An 18299-nucleotide genomic window follows, 5' to 3' on the forward strand; every position below is an offset into this window, starting at 1 on the left:
AGCAGCTGCGATGCCGCGCAATAAAGAATGACGATCGACGTAATCCGACGCCAAAGCGCGCGGGAAAGTTCTGGGAGGAACGGAATGTCAGAGCAGTCACGGATCAAGAGCCTCTCGCGCCGCCAGACGCTAGTTGGATTGGGCGCCACAGCCACTGGCCTCATCGCCAGCCCGGCGGTCATTCTCGCGCAAACGTCGGAGGCGATCCGCTTTGGGCACCTGACGCCGCGCACCGGCTTTCTTGGGCCGCTCGGCGAGTACGGCGTCATGGCCGCCGATCTCGCCGCCGAGGAGATCAATGCGGCCGGCGGCATCAACGGCCGCAAGCTCGAACTGCTGAAGGAAGATTCGGTCAATCCGCAGACTGCCTCGACCAAGGCCGAGCGCATGATCGAGCGCGACAAGGTCGCCTGCATCATCGGAGAGATCTCGTCCGCCTCCTGTCTGACGATTTCGCAGGTCGCAGCCCGCAACAAGACGCTGTTCCTCAACACCGGTGGCAATTCCGACGCGCTGCGCGGCGAGAGCTGCAACCGCTACATGTTCCATGTCGAGCACCAGAACTCGATGTATGTGAAGAGCTGCGGCCGCTCGCTGCTGGCTCAGGGGCTGGTCAAGGGCAAGAAGTGGTTCTCGCTCACCGCCGACTACGCCTTCGGCCATGACCTCAGCAAGGTCGCCAAGCGCTTTATGGAAGCCAATGGCGGCCAGTTCGCCGCCGACAAGCTGGTGCCGACCGACGCGACCGACTTCTCGGCGCTGCTGCTCGAGATCCGCGCCGCCAAGCCCGATCTCGTCATCTCCAACCTCGCCGGCAACCAGATCACCAATTTCCTCAAGCAGTATTCCGAGTTCGGCCTGACCTTCCCGGTCGCCGGCTTCGGCTTCGACACGGCTTTGGCCTGGGCCGCCGGCAAGGACAATTTCGGCGGCACCTGGCCCTGCGTCTGGCATCACCTGATCGACACGCCCTCGACCAAGGCCTTCGTCGCCGCCTTCACCAAGAAATACGGCAAGCCGCCAGAGAACCAGGCCTGGGGCGACTATGTCGGCGTCAAGGTCATGGCCCAGTCGATGAACGAGCTGAAGTCGACCGACACCGCCAAGATCCTCGAGCATCTCGAGAAAGGCGCGAAGTTCGACGTGATGAAGCCGCGCCAGGGCTATTTCCGCGCCTCCGACCACCAGCTGATCAGCGAGATGTACACGATCACCGCCTTGCCGGCGGCGCAGGTCAAGAACCAGTGGGACCTCTTCACCTCCTCGGCTCCGGTGCCCGGCCCGAACGAGGACATGGAGGTCATCGCCACTCAGGGCGACGAAGCCATCTGCAAGATGAGCTGAGGCGCTCTCCACGGTCATTCCGGGGCAGGCCGCAGGCCTGAGCCCGGAACCCATAACCGCAGGTATCGCCGTCAGGGCGCGGCGTACACAGCGCGTCTCCCCGGAGCTCCAGTGGTTATGGATTCCGGGCTCTTCGCTCCGCGAAGCCCCGGAAAGACGAGGGGGTTCCGTCGGCCCCGTTTTTGAACAAAGGCCATCCCTTGCTCACCCTCTTCATCCAGCAGGTGCTGAACGGGCTGCTCGACGGGGTCTATTACCTCCTGATCGCGCTCGGCCTGTCGCTGATCTTCTCGCTCGGCGGCATCGTCAACCTGGCGCATGGCGCCTTCTATGCGATCGGCGCTTATCTCACGATCGTGCTCGCCCCCCATATCGGTTTCGGCGGCGCCATCATCGCCTCGCCCGTGCTGGTCGCGCTGATCGGCATCGTCATCGAGCGCGGGCTGTTCCAGCGCTTCTACCGTTCCGACCCGATCCTCTCGTTGCTGCTGACCTTCGGCCTCGCCATGGTCGCCGAGCAGTCGCTTCGGATGATCTTCGGTGCGCCGCCGCTGTCCTTCTCGATCCCGCCGGCGCTGCGCGGCCAGATCTTCATCGGCGACTTCATCTATTCGCGCTATCGCGCTTTGCTGATCCTGATCGCCGCCGCATGCGTGCTCGGCCTCTGGTTCCTGCTGCAACGCACCGCCTTCGGCCGCGTCGTGCGCGCCGGCGTGCAGAACCCCGACATGGTCGGCGCGCTCGGCATCTCGCTCCAGCCCTACATGATGACGGTCGCCGGCATCGGCATCGGCCTAGCGGGGCTTGCCGGCGTGCTGCTCGCGCCGATCTATTCGATCCACCCGGCGATGGGCCAGGAGATCATCACGCCTGCCTTCGTCGTCGTCGTCATCGGCGGGCTCGGCTCCTTCTGGGGCGTCGTCGTCGCCGCGCTCATGGTCGGCCTGGTCAAGGGCATCACCATCGGCCTCGGCCTGACGCAATGGTCGACCGCGGTGATCTACCTGATGATGCTGTTCGTCCTGCTCTTCCGTCCGCGCGGCCTGTTCGGCGAGCGCATCCAGCGCTTCGAGTGAGGCCGTCATGACCAGCTCCCAGCGCGATTATCTTCCGCTCGTCCTCGCCGCAATCGGCCTCGCCATCCTGCCCTCGCTGATGCATGCGGTCGGGCTCGGCACGACCTCGGCCACCGAGGTCGTGGTCTTCGCCATCGCCTGCATGGCGCTCAACATCCTGGTCGGCACCACCGGCCTGGTCTCCTTCGGCCACGGCGCCTGGTTCGGCATCGCCGCCTATGCGGCGGGCCTGATCCAGCGCAACTGGCTGCCCGGCCAGTTCGCCTTGCCAATCCTGCTCGCAGTCGCGCTCGTCGCGCTGATCGCCTTCGCCTTCGGCGCCCTGATCCTGCGTCGCAAGGGCGTCTATTTCTCGCTGCTGACGCTGGCGCTCGCCGCCATGATCTATTCGGTCGCCTTCCGCTGGACCTCGGTCACCGGCGGCGAGGACGGCCTCGGCGGCATCAAGCGTCCGCTCTTCGCCGGCGTCGATTTCGAGGTCGCCCTGCCCTTCTACATGCTGGTCGCGACGATCGCCTTTGTTGTGGTCTACGGCCTCTGGCGCTTCCATCGCTCGCCTGTCGGCACCGTCCTCGTCGCGATCCGCGAGAACGAGCAGCGCGCCCGCTTCCTCGGCTACGCCACGAACCGCTACAAGCTCGTCGCCTTCACCGTCTCGGCCGCGCTGACAGGGCTCGCCGGCACGCTCCTCCTCTTCAACAACCGCATGACCTCGGCCGAGCCGATCTCCGTCGCCTTCTCCGGCGAGCTCCTGGCGATGGTCGTGATCGGCGGCATGCGCTCCTTCCTCGGGCCGGCACTGGGCGCGCTCTTCTTCGTTGTCTTCCGCGACTATCTCTCCAGCGTCACCGAAAACTGGCTGTTCTGGTTCGGCCTGCTCTTCGTCGCCTTCATCGTCTTCTCGCCCGACGGGCTCGTCGGCGTCGGCCAGCGCCTGCTCAAGCCCTTCCGCAAGCAGGTCGCCGAGGATGCGGCGATGTCGGCCCGCAAGGCCGGCGCCGTCGAGCTCCCCGCCTTCATGAAGCCGCAGGATGCCGGCGACGGCACCATCCTGACTGCGACCGGCCTCGCCAAGAGCTTCGGCGGCATCAAGGCGGTCGAGAACGTCGATATCACCATGCGCGACCGGCGCCTGCATGCGCTGATCGGCCCCAACGGCGCCGGCAAGACCACCGCCTTCAACCTGATCTCCGGTCTGTTCAAGCCTGACCGCGGCGAGGTCCGCCTGCGTGAGCGCGACATCGCCGGGCTCTCACCCGAGGCGATCACCCGGGCCGGTATCGGCCGCGCCTTCCAGATCACCAATCTCTTCCCGACGCTCTCGGTCGCCGAGAATGTCCGCCTCGCCGTGCAGGCGCGGGCCCCCGAGCGCTTCGGCCTCTGGCAAGCGGCTGGTGGGCTGGATCAGGTCAATGACGAGACCCGTCAGGTCATCTCGACCATGGGCCTCTCCGGCATCGAAGCGGCCGAAGCCGGCTCGCTCAGCTATGGCGGCCAGCGCCTGCTCGACATGAGCCTCGCCCTCGCCACCAGCCCGCGCATCCTCCTGCTCGACGAGCCGCTCGCCGGCCTTGCCGCGGCCGAGCGCGAGCGCGTCGGCAACCTGATCAAGTCGATCTCGACCGATCTGCCGGTGCTGCTGGTCGAGCACGACATCGACCGCGTCTTCGCCATCGCCGACCATGTCACAGTGATGAACGAGGGCTCGGTGCTGGTCGACGGCACGGTCGAGGACGCCCGCTCGTCGCCGAAGGTGCAAGAGGTCTATATCGGCTCGGGCGCCCATGCGCTGGCCGAGAAGCCGCGCGAGAGCGCCGCCGGTTCCAAAGTCCTGCTCGGGCTCGACAAGATCGATACCTTCTACGGCAAGAGCCACATCCTGCGTGACGTCTCCTTCGGCGTGCACGAGAACGAGATCGTCGCCTTGCTCGGCCGCAACGGCGCCGGCAAGTCGACCTTGCTCAAGACCATCACCGGCATCGCCCCGCCGGCTTCCGGCGCGATCAGCCTTGCCGGCAGCGATATCGCCCGCCTGCCGCCGGCTGGGATCGCCCGTGCCGGTATCGCCTATGTGCCACAGGGCCGCGGCCTCTTCGCCGGCATGAGCGTCAAGGACAACATGGAGCTCGGCCGCCTCAAGCGCCGGACCGGCAACGGCACCCATTGGGAAGACGAGAAAATCTTCGCCTTCTTCCCGCGCATCAAGCAGCGCTGGCATTCCCCTGCCGATTACCTCTCCGGCGGCGAACAGCAGATGGTGGCGGTGGCGCGCGCGCTGTCCGGCGACACCCGCGTCCTGCTGCTCGACGAGCCGTTCGAGGGATTGGCCCCAGCGGTGGTCGAGGAGCTGTTCGAGGCCTTCGACAAGCTCAGGAGGGAGATCGCCATCGTCATCGTCGACCACCATCTCGACCTGGCGCTGGCGCTCTCCGACCGCACCGTCGTGCTCGAACGCGGCCAGGTCACCCATATCGGCCCATCACGGGCGTTGAGCCAGGACCTCGCGCTGCGGCGGCAAGTGCTGTGGTTGTGATGACGGTTCTCCTCCGCCGTCATTCCGGGGCTGCGCGCAGCGAAGAGCCCGGAACCCATAACCACTGCCTATCCCGGAAGAACCGTCGCCATTGCCGCGCCTCGTCTTTGGCCCTCTGCGGTTATGGGTTCCGGGCTCACGCCTGCGGCGTGCCCCGGAATGACGGCGTGGCTTCGACATCTCTGAACCCGGATGTTTTCGCATGACCAAGATCGCCATCGTCGGCTCGGGCCTGATCGGCCGCGCCTGGGCCACCGTCTTCGCCAGCCACGGCTTCGAAGTCGCGCTGCACGATGTGAAGCCCGACGCCGCCAAGGCCGCCCGCACCCATATCGGCAGGAACCTCAGGGAGCTCGCCGGCCACGGCCTCGTCGACGACCCCAAGGGTTCGATCGCCCGCATCCGCGTCGCCAGGGATCTCGCCGATGCGCTGAAGGGTGTCGCGCTGGTGCAGGAGAACGGGCCGGAGACGGTCGAGGCCAAACGCGAGCTCTTCGCGCAGATGGATGCGCTCGCGCCCGCTTCCGCGATCCTGGCGTCCTCGACCTCCTTCATCATGGCCTCGAGCTTCTCGGAGGAGCTGAAGGGCCGGGCCCGCTGCCTCGTCGCCCATCCGGTCAACCCGCCGCATCTGGTGCCGATCGTCGAGCTCGCCCCGGCGCCCTGGACCGATCCGAAGGTCGTCGCCAGGGCCAAGCGCATCTACGAGCAGGCCGGGCAGGTCGCGATCATGCTGCGCAAGGAAAAGCCCGGCTTCGTGCTCAACCGCCTGCAGGCGGTGCTGCTGGCTGAGGCTTTCCGCCTTGTCGGCGAGGGCGTCGCCAGCGCCGAGGATGTCGACAAGACCATACGCGACGGGCTCGGCCTGCGCTGGTCGTTCATGGGTCCGTTCGAGACGATCGAGCTCAATGCGCCCGGCGGCATCCCCGACTATTGCGCACGTTATTCGGAATCGCTCGACCGCATGGTCAAGTCCTCGGAGGGGCTCGGCAATCCGTTCAAGCCGGAGACGGTCACCGAAGTGATGCGCGAATGGCGCGGCGCGCAGGAGGCCGGCCGCGTCAAGCGCCTGAGCGACTGGCGCGACAGCCGCCTCGCCGCCTTGCAGGCCCATAAGCGCGCGGCGAAGCGCAAGCCGGCGTGAGCTTTTGATTTCGGATCAGCGAAGGACTTATTGCATGGCCAAGAACCGCAAAGTCATCATTACCTGCGCCGTCACCGGCGCGATCCATACCCCCTCGATGTCGCCTTACCTACCGGTGACGCCGGAGGAGATCATCGACGCCGCGGTCGGCGCGGCTGAGGCCGGCGCGGCGCTGGTCCATGTCCATGCCCGCAATCCCAAGACCGGCCAGCCCGACCAGTCGCCGGAGGCCTTCGAGCCCTTCCTCAAGGTGATCAAACAGCGCTCGAACTGCGTCATCAACATCACCACCGGCGGCGCGCCCACCATGCTGGTCGAGGAGCGGCTGAAGCCCTGCGCCCATTTCAAGCCCGAGGTCGCCTCGCTCAATATGGGCTCGATGAATTTCGGGCTCTACCCGATGCTGAACCGCTTCAAGGAGTTCAAGCACGACTGGGAGCGGCCCTATCTCGAGGGCTCGAACGACCGCGTCTTCAAGAACACCTTCAAGGACATCGAGAACATCCTGACGACCTGCGCCGAGAACGGCACCCGCTTCGAGATCGAGTGCTACGACATCGGCCATCTCTATACGCTCGCCCATTTCGTCGACCGCGGGCTGGTCAAGCCGCCCTTCTTCGTCCAGTCGGTCTTCGGCCTGCTCGGCGGCATCGGCCCGCATCCCGAGGACGTCGTCCATATGAAGCGCACCGCCGACCGGCTCTTCGGCGACGACTATCACTGGTCGGTGCTCGGCGCCGGCCGCCACCAGCTACCGATCGCGGCGATGGCGGTCGCGATGGGCGGCAATTTGCGCGTCGGCCTCGAGGATTCGCTCTGGCTCGGCCCAGGCCAGCTCGCCAAGTCGAACGCCGACCAGGTCCGCGCCGCCCGCAAGATCATCGAGGGCCTCGGCCTCGAGATCGCCACCCCGGACGACGCCCGCGAGCAATTGCAGCTGAAGGGCGCCGACAAGGTCGCGTTCTGACAGGTCTTAACCCGCATCCGGCGAGCTTGGCTTGCCGGATACCTCTACGCTAAAGCTCGCGGCCGACCCCCAAGCGAACCCGGCCGGCCGCTGAGTCAATGCATACCTTCACGTTCATCCTGATCCTGGTCATGGCCGTGGTGGCCTCGCAGCCGCTCACCCGGCTGTTCAGGATCGTCCCGCTTCCGATCGTCCAGATCGCGCTCGGCGCGGCGCTCGCCTGGCCAACCGCCGGCTTCCATACCGCGATCGAGCCGGAACTCTTTCTCCTGCTCTTCATCGCGCCGCTGCTCTTCGCCGACGCCTGGGAAGCGCCGAAGCGCGAATACCGCCGGCTGCTGCGGCCGATCCTGTCGCTGTCTTTCGGCCTGGTCTTCTTCACCACCCTCGGCTGCGGCCTCGCCTTGCACTGGCTGGTGCCCTCCATGCCGCTGCCGGTGGCCTTCGCGCTCGCCGCCGTGCTCTCGCCGACCGATGCCGTCGCGGTCTCCTCCATTGTCGACAAGGAGAGCGTGCCGAAGGACCTGATGCATATTCTCGAAGGGGAATCGCTGCTCAACGACGCCTCCGGCCTAGTGATCTTCCGCTTCGCCACCGCCGCGGCCCTGACCGGCAGCTTCTCGCTCTGGCAGGCCTCGCTCGCCTTCCTCTTCGCCGTCGCCGGAGGTGTCGCCGCAGGCCTGCTCGCGGTCATCGTGGTCTCCTGGGCGCTGAAGCTGCTGGCGAAGTTCGATCGGATCCCGCCGGAGGCGCAGGTGCTGGTCGTGATGTTCCTGCCCTTCGCCGCCTTCCTGGCGGCGGAGGCAGTGCACGCGTCCGGCGTGCTCGCCGCCGTCGTCGCCGGCCTCACGGTCGGGCGCACGCGCACCGCCAGCCAGCTCAGCGTCTCTGCCTATATGCTCGCCCACTCCTTCTGGACGATGCTCGCCTTCCTCCTCAACGGCACGCTCTTCGTGGTGCTCGGCCTGCAATTGCCGGCGATCATCCGTGCCGTGCCGCCGGCACTGACCAGCTCACACTGGCTCTGGCAGCCGCTCGGCATCGTCGTCGCGCTGACGCTTTGCCTGATCGTCCTGCGTTATCTTTGGATCACGGTGGCGGTCGGGGCCGGACGCATCATCAGCCGGCTCAGGCGCGAGGTTCCATTGAACGCCACCCCGCGTATCCGTCTTGCAAGCTCGATCGCCGGCGTGCGCGGCGCCGTCACGCTGGCCGGCGTCTTGTCCTTGCCCGTGCTCGCACTCGACGGCTCGCCCTTTCCAGGACGGGACGTCGCGATCTTCCTGGCCGCCGGCGTGATCCTGCTCTGGCTCGTGATCGCCAGCGTCGGACTGCCGCCGATCGTGCGCGGGCTCGTTGTCGGACACGCCGCTCATGCCACCGAGGTGCGCAGGGCGCGCATCACCGCCACTGAAGCCGCGATCGCCCGGCTCGAGGGCGTCGCCCATCGCGGCGGCACCGACGGCGCTGCGACTGTCGACCAGGCGGTGGCAGAGGGCCTGATCGCGACTTACCGGCGCCGCCTCGCCTTGCTCGACGACGGCAAGACGCCGCAGGAGGAAGCCGTGACGCTACAAAAGGCCGAGGGTGCATTGCGCCATGCAGCCCTGACCGCAGAACGCGAGGCTCTGCGTGGCCTGCTCAAGAGCGGCGAGATCGACGACGCCACCTTCAACGCGCTGGCGCACGAACTCGCTTTGCATGACGTGCTCGCCGAGGCCAAGGCCAGATCCCGCTGACTGCCGGCGCTGGCGCTAGCTGCGGACCGCGAGGATGAACAGGCGCGGGAAGCGGAGCAGCACCTTGCCGTCCGGCTCGACCGGGTAGGCCGCGGCGATCTTCTCGCGATAGCGTGCGAGGAAAGCCTCGCGCTCCTCGGCCGGCAGGGGATCGATATAGGGTTTCAGCCCTGTGCTCTTGAACCACTCGACGATCGCATCATGGCCGGCGAGCGCGTGGACATAGGTCGTCTGCCAGATGTCGACCTGGCAGCCGGCTTCCATCAGCCAACGCCGATAATCCGAGAACGAGCCGATCACCGCCTTCGAGGCCCGCGCATTGGCGAGGCGAGCGGCCCACGGCCCCTCGGCCGCGGCCTCGTCCATCGCGACATGCGAGGGTTCGCTGAGGTTGTTGGGCATCTGCACCGCAAGCGCCCCACCCGGCGCCAGTGACCGCGCCAGCCGCGCGAACAAAGCGGGATGGTCGGGAATCCATTGCAGCGCCGCATTGGCGAAGATCAGGTCGTAGCGACCATCCGCCGACCAATTCTCCAGATCGGCCAAGGTGAACGAAAGCTGCGGCAGGCGCTTGCGCGCCTTCTCCAGCATGTCCGGCGAGGAATCGAGACCTTCGACCTTGGCAGCCGGGAAGCGGGCGGCGACCAGCTCGGTGCTGTTGCCCGGTCCGCAGCCGAGATCGATGCAGTGCTGCGGATCGGTGAGGCGCACGCGCTGGATCAGGTCGAGCGGCGGCCGTGTCCGCTCGTCCTCGAAGCGCAGATACTGGTTCGCATCCCAGTCGACCTTGCCCGTCATCGCGCCTGCTCCGTCCGTCCATCTGGCGCGATGGCTACGCTCCTAGAGCGAGCGCATCAAGCCGCCATCGACGCGCAGGTTCTGGCCGGTGATGTAGCCGGCGCCGTCCGAGGCGAGGAAGGCGATCGTCGCGGCGATCTCCTCGCTCGTGCCGTAGCGTCGCATCGGCACGCCATCGCGGCGCTCGTCGGTCTGCGGCAGCGAGTCGATCCAGCCTGGCAGGACGTTGTTCATCCGCACGTTCTGGGCGGCGTATTGGTCGGCGAAGAGCTTGGTGTAGGCGGCGAGCCCGGCGCGGAACACCGCCGAGGTCGGGAACATCGCGCTCGGCTCGAAAGCCCAGGCGGTCGAGATGTTGATGATCGTCCCGCCCTTCTGCGCCGCCATCACCGGCGCGACCAGCCGGGTCGGCCGGATCACGTTCATCAGGTAGACGTCGAGCCCGGTATGCCATTGCTCGTCGGTGATCTCGGTGATCGGCGCGCGCGGGCCGTGGCCGGCGCTGTTGACCAGCACATCGATGCGGCCGAAGCGCTCCATCGCCATGTCGATCAGGCGCTTGAGATCGTCGTTCGACTGGTTCGAGCCGGTGACGCCGAATCCGCCGAGCTCTTTCGCCAGCGCTTCGCCCTTGCCGGAGGAGGACAGGATCGCGACCTTGAAGCCGTCCTGCGCCAGCCGCTTTGCCGCGGCGGCGCCCATGCCACTGCCGCCGGCGGTAACAACAGCTACTTTTTCTCCTGCCATATGGAGGCTCCATCTGCTCGGTGGGTTACGAAAGCAATGCAAGCAGCAAGGCTCATTCTAGCCTTTCTCGCATTGCCTGCGTAAACTCGCCAGCGAGTTACACGGCGCTCTATCAATAGAAAAACTATCGCATGATCGAGACGCAGCAACGCCTGCCGTCGCTCAATGCTCTACGCGCCTTCGAGGCGGCAGCGCGGCACCTCAACTTCCGCGTTGCCGCCGATGAGCTCGGTGTCACGCAAGGCGCCGTCGCACAGCATGTCCGCGGGCTGGAGAGCGATCTCGGCCTGAAGCTGTTCGAACGCCAGCCGCGCCTGCTCGCCTTGACCAGCGCCGGTCGCAGCTATGCGACCCATGTCGCCCACGCCTTCGCCTTGCTCGCCGAGGCGACCGACAACCTTCGTCCGCAGCCCTTGCGCCTGACCATCAGCGCCACGCCGAGCATCGCGGCGAAATGGCTGGTGCCAAGGCTGCCCGATTTCACCGCCGCCCATCCGCAGCTGGAGTTGAATATCCTCGCGAGCGATGCGCTGGCGAATTTCCAGTCGGATGGCGTCGACATCGCCATTCGCCAGGGCCGCCCGCCCTTCGGCCCAGGCCTGACCGCAGACCTGTTGTTCGAGCACGAGATCGTCGCAGCCTGCCATCCCAGCCTGCGTCCCGCCGAGGAAGAGCTGGCGCGCCTGCCCTTGCTACGCGACGGGCACGACCTCTGGCCGGAGTTCTTCGAGCGTGCGCTCGGGCGGCCCATGCCGCTGACGATCCGCAGCACGCGCTTCAACCAGACGGCACTGGCGATCGACGCCGCGATCGCCGGCCAGGGCATCGCGCTCGCCAGCCGCTTCCTGATCGAGCCCGACCTTGCCGCCGGCCGCCTCGCCCTGGCGACGCCGGCCAACATGCGCGGCGGCCTCGACTTCTACGTCGTCTGCGCCCGCAGGCCGCGCCATCCCGAGCAGGCCACGCTGGTCAAGGCGTGGCTGCTCGCCCAGCGCAGCTAAGCAGAGTTCAACCGGCTGCCGCGAAGGTGTCCTTGAGCCAGGCTTGCCATCTCGGCTCGTTCTCGGCGACGCGCTTGTCGGCATCGTCGCCATAGAAGAACAGGCTGGCGCTGACATTGACCTTGTCGCCCATCTGGTAGCTGCCGATCAGCGCGATGCCTTCGTCGGAGCGCAAGAGGATATGGCGCTGCTTCCGCCCCTGCTCGGTCTGCTCGACCGTGCCGGCGAAGGCTTGCGGCGCGGCTGGCAGCTCGCGCCGCTCGCCGACATTCGCGCCGGCGAGGCCAAGCCTCTCGGTGAGCCGCTTCCAGACCGCGAGATGTTCGCCATCGGTCATCCGCATCGCCTGGAAGGAGGCGCCCTTCAGGCTGGCGAAATGGCTGAGATAGAGCCGCAGCACCGCGAAGAAGCCGGGCCAGCCGCCCTCGAACCCCTCCATCTGATCGTCCCAGTCGTCGCTGGAGGCGAAAAGTGAGTGCACCATCCGCACCAGGCACTGGTCACCGGAGCGGCTGGTGATGGTGATCTCGGTCGCGACCGGCGGAGCCTTCTCGCTCCATTCATACTCTGTGTAGCCGAAGCGGTGCGGCGGCTCCCAGAGGTTGATCTCTCCGGCCGAGCCCATCTCCGGCCCGAAATTGAAGCTGAGCTTGCCGCCGACCCGCTCCTCGATCGTCGTGCGGGTGAACCAGGCGGTGTTGCCCGGCCCCGTCGCCATCGCCTGCCAGACCTGCTCGGGCGTGCCGGGGACCAGCACCTCCATCTCGACCCAGCGCTTGCCGGTTCCGTCCTTCTTGATCGGCATGATCTTGATATCCTTTCAGGCCTTGGCCGGTTCGGGCGCCGGATAGGCGGCGACCACGAGGCGGTGCGAGCGCCCGCCCGGCGCGCTGTCGTCGTGATAGCGGGCGGCGAGCGCCGCCACGGTTTCGGTGAGCTCGCGGGTGAAGGCGGCGCGCTCGGTCGGCGAGCGGAAGCGGATGACGCTGTCGAGCGACAATGTCGCCAGCCGCTTCTCCTGCCGGCGCGCCTCATTCCAGAGTGTTCCGACCTCGCGCACGATCCGGGCAGCCAGCGCGATCAGATAGCTCGCCGAGAGCCGGTCGGGGTTGCGCTCCGGATCGGCACCGAGCGAGCCCAGCGCTGCCGGCGAGACGACGAAGGAGGCGGCGCTCGCCACCATCAATCGCTCCGTCAGCCCGCCCCACTGCCGCTCGCCCGCCGGCGCGACCAGCCGGTGCTCTTCGAGCGCGCGCAGATGGTAGTTGACCTTCTGCCGGGTCAGCCCGACCCGCCCGGCCAGCGACGCGGCCGAGGCCGGCTCGGACAGTTCGGCGAGGATCCGCCGCTTGACCGGGTCGAGCGCCACGGTGGCGCGAGCGGGATCGTCGATGACATCGAGGTCGAGCATGACCTGAAGCTCTCATTGACAGTTTTTTCTGTCAATGGATTGCGGCTGCTCATAGCAAAAGTTGCTTGCAACATACCAACTGAATGGTATGTATCTCTCATGCCACGACCCACGAAACAATCCCCCGAGCGCGGGAACGCACGCACCCGGCTCCTCGAAGCGGCGCGCGACGTCATCCGCGCCAAGGGCTTCGCCGCCACCAGCGTCGACGATCTCTGCCGCGCCGCCGACGTCACCAAGGGCGCCTTCTTCCATCATTTCGCCAGCAAGGAAGCGCTCGGCATCGCCGCGGCCGAGTTCTGGACGCAGGAGGTCACCCCCTTCTTCGCGGCCGCCCCTTATCACCAACCGGCCGACGCCCTCGATCGCGTCCTCGCTTATATCGCCTTCCGCAAGGCGATCATCGCCGGCGATCTCGCCGAGTTCACCTGCCTCGTCGGGACGATGGCGCAGGAGGTCCACGCAAGCGCACCCGAGATCCGCGACGCCTGCGGCCGCAGCATCTTCGGCCATGCCGCGACGCTGGAAGCCGATATCGAGCAGGCCCGCCGCGACCACGGCATCGCGACGACCGGCTGGACCGCCGAGAGCCTGGCACGGCACACACAGACCGTCCTGCAGGGTGGCTTCGTGCTGGCCAAGGCCGGGAACGATCCCGATCTGGCGCGCGAAAGCCTCGATCATCTCGACCGGTACATCCGGCACCTTTTCCACGTCGCGGAGGATTTGGCAGCATGAGCCAGCGCATGACGATCGGATGCGCCTGCGGGCATACGCGGCTCGAAGTCGCCGGGAGTCCGATCCTCGTCTCGGAATGCCTGTGCAACAGCTGCCGGGCCGCTGCAGCACGGCTCGCGAAGCTGCCGAATGCGAGGAGCATGCTGACCGCGTACGACGCGACGCCAACCGCCGAATATCGCAAGGACCGGGTCGGGATCGTCGCAGGCGCGGAGAGCCTGCGCGAGTTCCGGCTGAAGCCCGAGGCCGGCTCGCGCCGCATCATCGCGACCTGCTGCAACACGCCGGTCTTCCTGGAGATGAAGGGCGCGCACTGGCTCAGCCTCTATCTGCATCTCTGGCCCGAGGAGACCCGGCCTAAAGCAACGCTGCGGACCATGACCGGCGACCTGCCCGACGCGTCCAGCCTGCCGGCCGACATACCCAATCTGAAGACCCACACGGTCTCGTTCTACATGAAGCTGCTGGGCGCCTGGATCGCCATGGGCTTCCGCAACCCGAAGATCACGACAGCGGGGACGATCGATGCCTGACGACAAGATCGAGATCGAGAACATCAACAAGCCCGGCAAGTCTGAGCGGGTCGACCGCGCCAAATATCTGGCGATGCGCAAGGCACTGCTCGCGGCACTGCCGGAAGAGGCGCCAGGGCTGACGGTTCCGGACGCGAAGGAGGCGCTGCTACCGCTCCTACCGGACGATCTCTTCCCGCAGGGCAATACGGCCGGCTGGTGGTTGAAGGCCGTCCAGCTCGACCTCGAGGCCAAGGGCGTGATCAAGCGCGCCCCGCGCAAGCCGGTGCATCTCTACCGGCTCGCGGCGACCTAATCTCAACCCGTTTCGGCGAACGCCGTCGCCAGCGCTGCCGCCGCCTCGTCGAGCTCGGCCGTCTCATGGGCCGCGCTGACTTGCAGCCGCAGGCGCGCATCGCCCTGCGCCACGATCGGGAAGGACACAGCCGGAGCAAAAACGCCGGCCCTGGTCAGGCGCGCGGTCATCATCCGCGCGCGCTCCTCGCCCCCGACCTTGACCGCGGTGATGGCGCTGTCGCTGTCATGGCAGGCGAGCGCGTAGAAGCGCAGCGCCTCGCGCAAATGGGCGACATTGCGCCAGAGCCGCTCACGCGGGCCGGGATCGTCGCGGCAGATCTTCAGCGCCGTCAGCGCCGTCGCGGCATTCGCCGTCGTCATCCCCATGGTGAAGATCCAGCTGCGCGACTGCGCCTTCAGCTTCTCGATCAAGAGGCGAGGCCCGGCGACGAAGCCGCCGCTGGCGCCGCCCAGTGCCTTCGACAGCGAGCCGGTCAGCAGCATGTCGGGCGCTCCATTGGCGAGGCCGCAAAGCGGCGCGGTGCCCTTGCCGCCCGGCCCGACCACGCCGGTCGCATGCGCCTCGTCGATCATCAGCAGCGCATCGAACTCCCGCGCCAGCGCCTGGATCTCAGCGAGCCGCGACGCGCCGCCCTCCATACTGAAGATGCCGTCGGTGACGATCAGGCGCTGCTTGGCCCGCCTCGTCCCCTCCAACGCCCGGCGCAGGCCCGCGATATTGCGGTTCTCATAGGTCTCGACCTCGGCCCGGCTCAGGCGGCAGCCATCGATGATGCTGGCATGGTTCAGCCGATCCGAGATGATGACGTCCCCCGCCCCGACCAGCGTGGTGAGCACGCCGCCATTGGCGCTGCCGCCGGAGGAAAACAGCGCCACCGCCTCGACGCCGAGGAAGGAAGCGAGGTTCTCGGCCAGCGCCTCATGCAGCGGCGTCGTCACGAAAACCGGATAGATACCAGTCCCCGTCCCATAGAGCCGCATCGCCTCATTGGTCGCGGCGAGCACGCGCTCATCGGTCGAGAGGCCGAGATAGTCGTTGGCGCCAAGCATGATCGTGTCGACGCCGTCGAGCAGAATGCGCCCGCCGGAGCGGCGCTCGATCATCCGGCGCGCGGGAACATGCGCGTTCATGGCGCGGCCTTCGGCAGCGCGCCCGTGACCAGATTCTGCCAGTAGCGCAGCACATGCGGGACGATCGCATCGTTGAAGATATAACGGTCGCCATGCAGCCCCTCGCCGGGGCCGACCTCGCCGGCGCCGATCCAGGCATAGCAGCCACTGGCGGCGCGGATCATGAAGGCGAAGTCCTCGCAGCCCAGGCTCGGCTTGAATTCGGCCATGACATTCTCCGGCCCGACAGCTGCGCCCGCCGCTCGTGCCGCCAGCGCCGCCGCCTCGACGGTGTTGATCACCGGCGGATAGCCGCGCTTGTAGTCGAGCGCAGCGGTGACGCCATGCGAGGCGGCGACACCATCAGCGATCTCGCCGATGAGCCTCTCGCAAAGATCGGAGAGTGCCGGATCGAAGAAGCGGCAGGTGCCCTGCAGCCAGATCTCCTTCGGCACGATGTTGCCGACATTGCCGCCATGGACCTGGGTCAGGCTGACGACGATCGGCGTTTGCGGGTCGACGGCACGCGAGACGATGCGCTGCACGCTCTGGATGAAGGCCCCGGCGGCGAGGATCGGATCGTCGCCGAGATGTGGCATGGCGACATGGGCTCCGAGCCCCAAGAAGCGCAGTTCGAAATTGTCGACCGCCGCCATCTGTGCCCCGGCGCGGGCCGCGATGGTGCCGAACGGCACGCCCGGCCAATTGTGCACGGCATAAACCGCCTCGACCGGAAAGCGCTCGAACAGCCCGGCCTCGATCATCCTCATGCTGCCGCCCTCGTTCTCCTCGGCCGGCTGGAAGATGAAATGCACGGTGCCGTCGAAATCCGGGTTCTCGCTCAGGAGTTTCGCGGCCCCGAGCAGCATGGCGCTGTGGCCGTCATGGCCGCAAGCGTGCATCACGCCCGCATTCTTCGAGGCGTAGGGCAGGCCGGTGCGCTCGATGACGGGCAGCGCATCGAGCTCGGCACGCAGGCCGATGGCGCGCTTGCCGGAGCCGGCGCGCAACGTGCCGACGACGCCGGTGCCGCCGATGCCCTCCTGCACCTCGAGGCCGAAGGAGCGCAGCTTCTCGGCAACGAAGCGGGCGGTCTCAACCTCCTGGAAGCCGAGTTCGGGATTGGCGTGGATATGATGGCGCCAGGCGACGACCTCTGGTGTCAGCGCGGCGATCGGATCATTGTGCAGCATGGTTCTCTCCTGTCCCGCATGGATTAGGAGAGTGGACCGGGCAGCGTCTTGAACCAGATTGACCGATGAGTGAGCCGCGACAGGAGACGCAGGAATTTTGGCGCCACGCCGCCTTCCGCGAGCTCGGCCTGCTCAAGGCGCGCTTCCGCGAGCATCGTTATGACCGCCACACCCATGACGGCTACGTCATCGCGCTGATCACCGATGGCTGCGAGCGCGTGCGCGTCGGCCGCCAGGTGGTGCTGGCCCCGGCTGGCTCGGTGCTCGTCGTCAATCCGGAGGAGTGGCACGACGGCGAGGCCGGCGCCGAGGAGGGCTGGGCCTACCGAACCTTCTACCCATCGGTCGCGCTGCTCTCGGAGTTGGCAACCGAGCTCGGGCAGCCGCATGTACCGCTCTTCCCGCAGGCCCTGCTCGACGATCCCGAATTGGCCCGGCTGCTCGCTGCGGCCCATGCGGAATCAACCTCGCCGGAAGCCACCCGTGCGGAAACCTCCCTGCTGACCGCACTGCGCCGACTGATCCTGCAACATGGCGATGCCGACCGGCCGGCCGAGCCGCTCGACCGCTCCGGCTCGCAGCGCCGCTTGTCACGCTATGAGCAAGTGATCGAGGACGGGCTCGCTGGCGAGATCGACCTGCAAGGGCTCGCCGTGGCCGCTGGTGTCACGCGCTTCCAGGTCATCCGCGACTTCAAGAAGCTCACCGGCTCGACGCCGGCCACCTTCATCCGCGACCGCCGTTTGCGCCGCGCCAATCGGCTGATCCAGGAGGGCGCCAGCCTGGCGGATGCCGCCTTCGCCGCGGGCTTTTCCGACCAGAGCCATCTCTCGCGCAGCTTCCGTGCCGTCCACGGCATCACCCCCGGAATGTTTCGCAAGGCAGGCTGAGGCGCTACGTATCTCAGAACTTGTAGGCGAGGCTGGCGCGCACCGCGTGGGCGGACGGCTCGTGCTCGACCGTGCGGCCGAGATAAGCCCCCGCCCCGACATGATCGAAGCGGCCATAGTCGGTATAGCGATAGTCGACACCGAGGATGATATTGTCGGTCAAGGCGTAGTCGACGCCGCCGCCGACCGTCCAGCCGGTCCTCGAGGCGTTGATCGTCTCGGTCAGGCCCGCCAGCGGGCTGACATAGGTGTATTCGAGCTTGGTGAAGGCCACGCCGCCGGTGGCGTAGATCATGATCCGGTCGAGGCTGTAGCCGAGGCGGGCGCGCACCGAGCCCTGCCAGTCCTGCCGCACGCGGACCACGCCGCCGAGATCGCCCTGCCCGGCATGCGCATTCACGCCTTCGATGTCGCCCTCGACGCCGAGCACGATTGAACCGAGCTGGTAGTTGAAGCCGAGGCGGGCGCCGCCGATGAAGGAGGACGGGCTGTAGTCGAAGGAGCGGCCGAGCGGCGCGCGGCCGGCGCTGGTGAATTCGCTCGCCCGGTCGGAGCCCCAGGAATAGCCGACCTGGCCGCCGAGATAGATGCCAGTCCAGTTGTAGAAGGTCGGCAGCTCCGGCGCTGGCGGCAGGACGCCCTTACTGGAGAAGTCGGCCGCCAAGGAGGCGCCACCAGCCAACAGGGCGACAGCTGCGATGGAGGCTTTCAGAAGGGCGTTCATCACAATCTCGGCTCGAACGACGGCTGCTTCCGGGCGGGTGATCCGGTCGGCAAC

18 protein-coding genes are annotated in these 18299 nt (G+C 67.1%); 11 read left to right on the plus strand and 7 right to left on the minus strand.

The genetic code is table 11. From position 1 onward, the window contains the following. The first annotated feature begins 84 nt into the window (after nt 1-84). From B6S44_RS10540 to B6S44_RS10565, 6 genes are all read left to right on the plus strand, one after another. Nucleotides 85-1344: an ABC transporter substrate-binding protein gene (locus tag B6S44_RS10540; RefSeq protein WP_129156848.1), complete on the plus strand. Its 1260-nt coding sequence runs from the start codon at nt 85-87 to the stop codon at nt 1342-1344. Nucleotides 1345-1544: 200 nt separating this feature from the next. Next, nucleotides 1545-2420 carry a branched-chain amino acid ABC transporter permease gene (locus B6S44_RS10545; protein WP_129156849.1) on the plus strand — a complete coding sequence of 292 codons (876 nt, stop codon included), beginning with the start codon at nt 1545-1547 and terminating at the stop codon, nt 2418-2420. A 7-nt stretch (nt 2421-2427) separates the two neighbouring features. Next, nucleotides 2428-4953 carry a branched-chain amino acid ABC transporter ATP-binding protein/permease gene (locus B6S44_RS10550; protein WP_129156850.1) on the plus strand — a complete coding sequence of 842 codons (2526 nt, stop codon included), beginning with the start codon at nt 2428-2430 and terminating at the stop codon, nt 4951-4953. Nucleotides 4954-5155: 202 nt separating this feature from the next. Then, nucleotides 5156-6097 (plus strand): 3-hydroxyacyl-CoA dehydrogenase, encoded by a 942-nt coding sequence (locus B6S44_RS10555; protein WP_129156851.1) that lies wholly within the window; start codon nt 5156-5158, stop codon nt 6095-6097. A gap of 34 nt (nt 6098-6131) precedes the next feature. Beyond that, nucleotides 6132-7064, plus strand: coding sequence for a 3,5-dioxohexanoate:acetyl-CoA acetone transferase (kce, locus tag B6S44_RS10560; protein ID WP_129156852.1), 933 nt, complete (start codon nt 6132-6134; stop codon nt 7062-7064). A gap of 98 nt (nt 7065-7162) precedes the next feature. Beyond that, nucleotides 7163-8803: a Na+/H+ antiporter gene (locus B6S44_RS10565; protein WP_129156853.1), complete on the plus strand. Its 1641-nt coding sequence runs from the start codon at nt 7163-7165 to the stop codon at nt 8801-8803. A 15-nt stretch (nt 8804-8818) separates the two neighbouring features. Here B6S44_RS10565 and tam read toward each other — a convergent pair whose 3' ends face one another. After that, complete coding sequence (tam, locus tag B6S44_RS10570; RefSeq protein WP_129156854.1) at nt 8819-9601, minus strand: trans-aconitate 2-methyltransferase; 783 nt, start codon at nt 9599-9601, stop codon at nt 8819-8821. Between the two features lie 42 nt (nt 9602-9643). Next, on the minus strand, nt 9644-10348 hold the full coding sequence (locus B6S44_RS10575) for an SDR family oxidoreductase (protein WP_129156855.1): 705 nt from the start codon (nt 10346-10348) through the stop codon (nt 9644-9646). Between the two features lie 131 nt (nt 10349-10479). On the opposite strand from B6S44_RS10575, the gene B6S44_RS10580 reads away from it, so the two are divergent. Continuing rightward, a complete protein-coding gene (locus tag B6S44_RS10580; protein ID WP_129156856.1) occupies nt 10480-11349 on the plus strand; it encodes a LysR substrate-binding domain-containing protein in 870 nt (289 codons plus the stop codon). Nucleotides 11350-11356: 7 nt separating this feature from the next. On the opposite strand, the gene B6S44_RS10585 is transcribed toward B6S44_RS10580, so the two are convergent. After that, entirely contained in the window at nt 11357-12154 is a 798-nt protein-coding gene (locus tag B6S44_RS10585; RefSeq protein ID WP_129156857.1) for an SRPBCC family protein, read from the minus strand. 15 nt (nt 12155-12169) lie between these two features. Continuing rightward, entirely contained in the window at nt 12170-12760 is a 591-nt protein-coding gene (locus tag B6S44_RS10590; RefSeq protein WP_129156858.1) for an ArsR/SmtB family transcription factor, read from the minus strand. Nucleotides 12761-12859: 99 nt separating this feature from the next. On the opposite strand from B6S44_RS10590, the gene B6S44_RS10595 reads away from it, so the two are divergent. From B6S44_RS10595 to B6S44_RS10605, 3 genes are read left to right on the plus strand one after another with little or no spacing between them, the layout of a single operon-like run. Continuing rightward, on the plus strand, nt 12860-13498 hold the full coding sequence (locus tag B6S44_RS10595; protein ID WP_129156859.1) for a TetR/AcrR family transcriptional regulator: 639 nt from the start codon (nt 12860-12862) through the stop codon (nt 13496-13498). After that, the gene (locus tag B6S44_RS10600; RefSeq protein WP_129156860.1) at nt 13495-14031 is read left to right on the plus strand and encodes a GFA family protein; all 537 of its coding nucleotides are present in this window, start codon (nt 13495-13497) and stop codon (nt 14029-14031) included. Before B6S44_RS10595 ends, B6S44_RS10600 begins: the two co-directional genes overlap by 4 nt. Further along, nucleotides 14024-14326, plus strand: a complete 303-nt coding sequence (locus B6S44_RS10605) for a DUF6958 family protein (protein WP_129156861.1) — start codon at nt 14024-14026, stop codon at nt 14324-14326. Before B6S44_RS10600 ends, B6S44_RS10605 begins: the two co-directional genes overlap by 8 nt. A gap of 2 nt (nt 14327-14328) precedes the next feature. Here B6S44_RS10605 and B6S44_RS10610 read toward each other — a convergent pair whose 3' ends face one another. Both B6S44_RS10610 and B6S44_RS10615 read right to left on the minus strand, forming a co-directional pair. Next, nucleotides 14329-15459 carry an aminotransferase class I/II-fold pyridoxal phosphate-dependent enzyme gene (locus B6S44_RS10610; RefSeq protein WP_129156862.1) on the minus strand — a complete coding sequence of 377 codons (1131 nt, stop codon included), beginning with the start codon at nt 15457-15459 and terminating at the stop codon, nt 14329-14331. After that, nucleotides 15456-16631, minus strand: coding sequence for an amidohydrolase (locus B6S44_RS10615; protein ID WP_129156863.1), 1176 nt, complete (start codon nt 16629-16631; stop codon nt 15456-15458). The genes B6S44_RS10610 and B6S44_RS10615 overlap by 4 nt, the downstream gene beginning before the upstream one ends. A 65-nt stretch (nt 16632-16696) precedes the next feature. Between B6S44_RS10615 and B6S44_RS10620 the strand changes: the two genes are divergently transcribed. After that, the gene (locus B6S44_RS10620) at nt 16697-17521 is read left to right on the plus strand and encodes an AraC family transcriptional regulator (RefSeq protein WP_129156864.1); all 825 of its coding nucleotides are present in this window, start codon (nt 16697-16699) and stop codon (nt 17519-17521) included. Nucleotides 17522-17534: 13 nt separating this feature from the next. Here B6S44_RS10620 and B6S44_RS10625 read toward each other — a convergent pair whose 3' ends face one another. Further along, nucleotides 17535-18245: an outer membrane protein gene (locus tag B6S44_RS10625; RefSeq protein ID WP_129156865.1), complete on the minus strand. Its 711-nt coding sequence runs from the start codon at nt 18243-18245 to the stop codon at nt 17535-17537. Nucleotides 18246-18299: the final 54 nt, after the last annotated feature.

The organism is Allobosea sp. Tri-44 (assembly GCF_004123845.1).
In the GTDB taxonomy this organism is placed as follows: Bacteria; Pseudomonadota; Alphaproteobacteria; order Rhizobiales; family Beijerinckiaceae; genus Allobosea.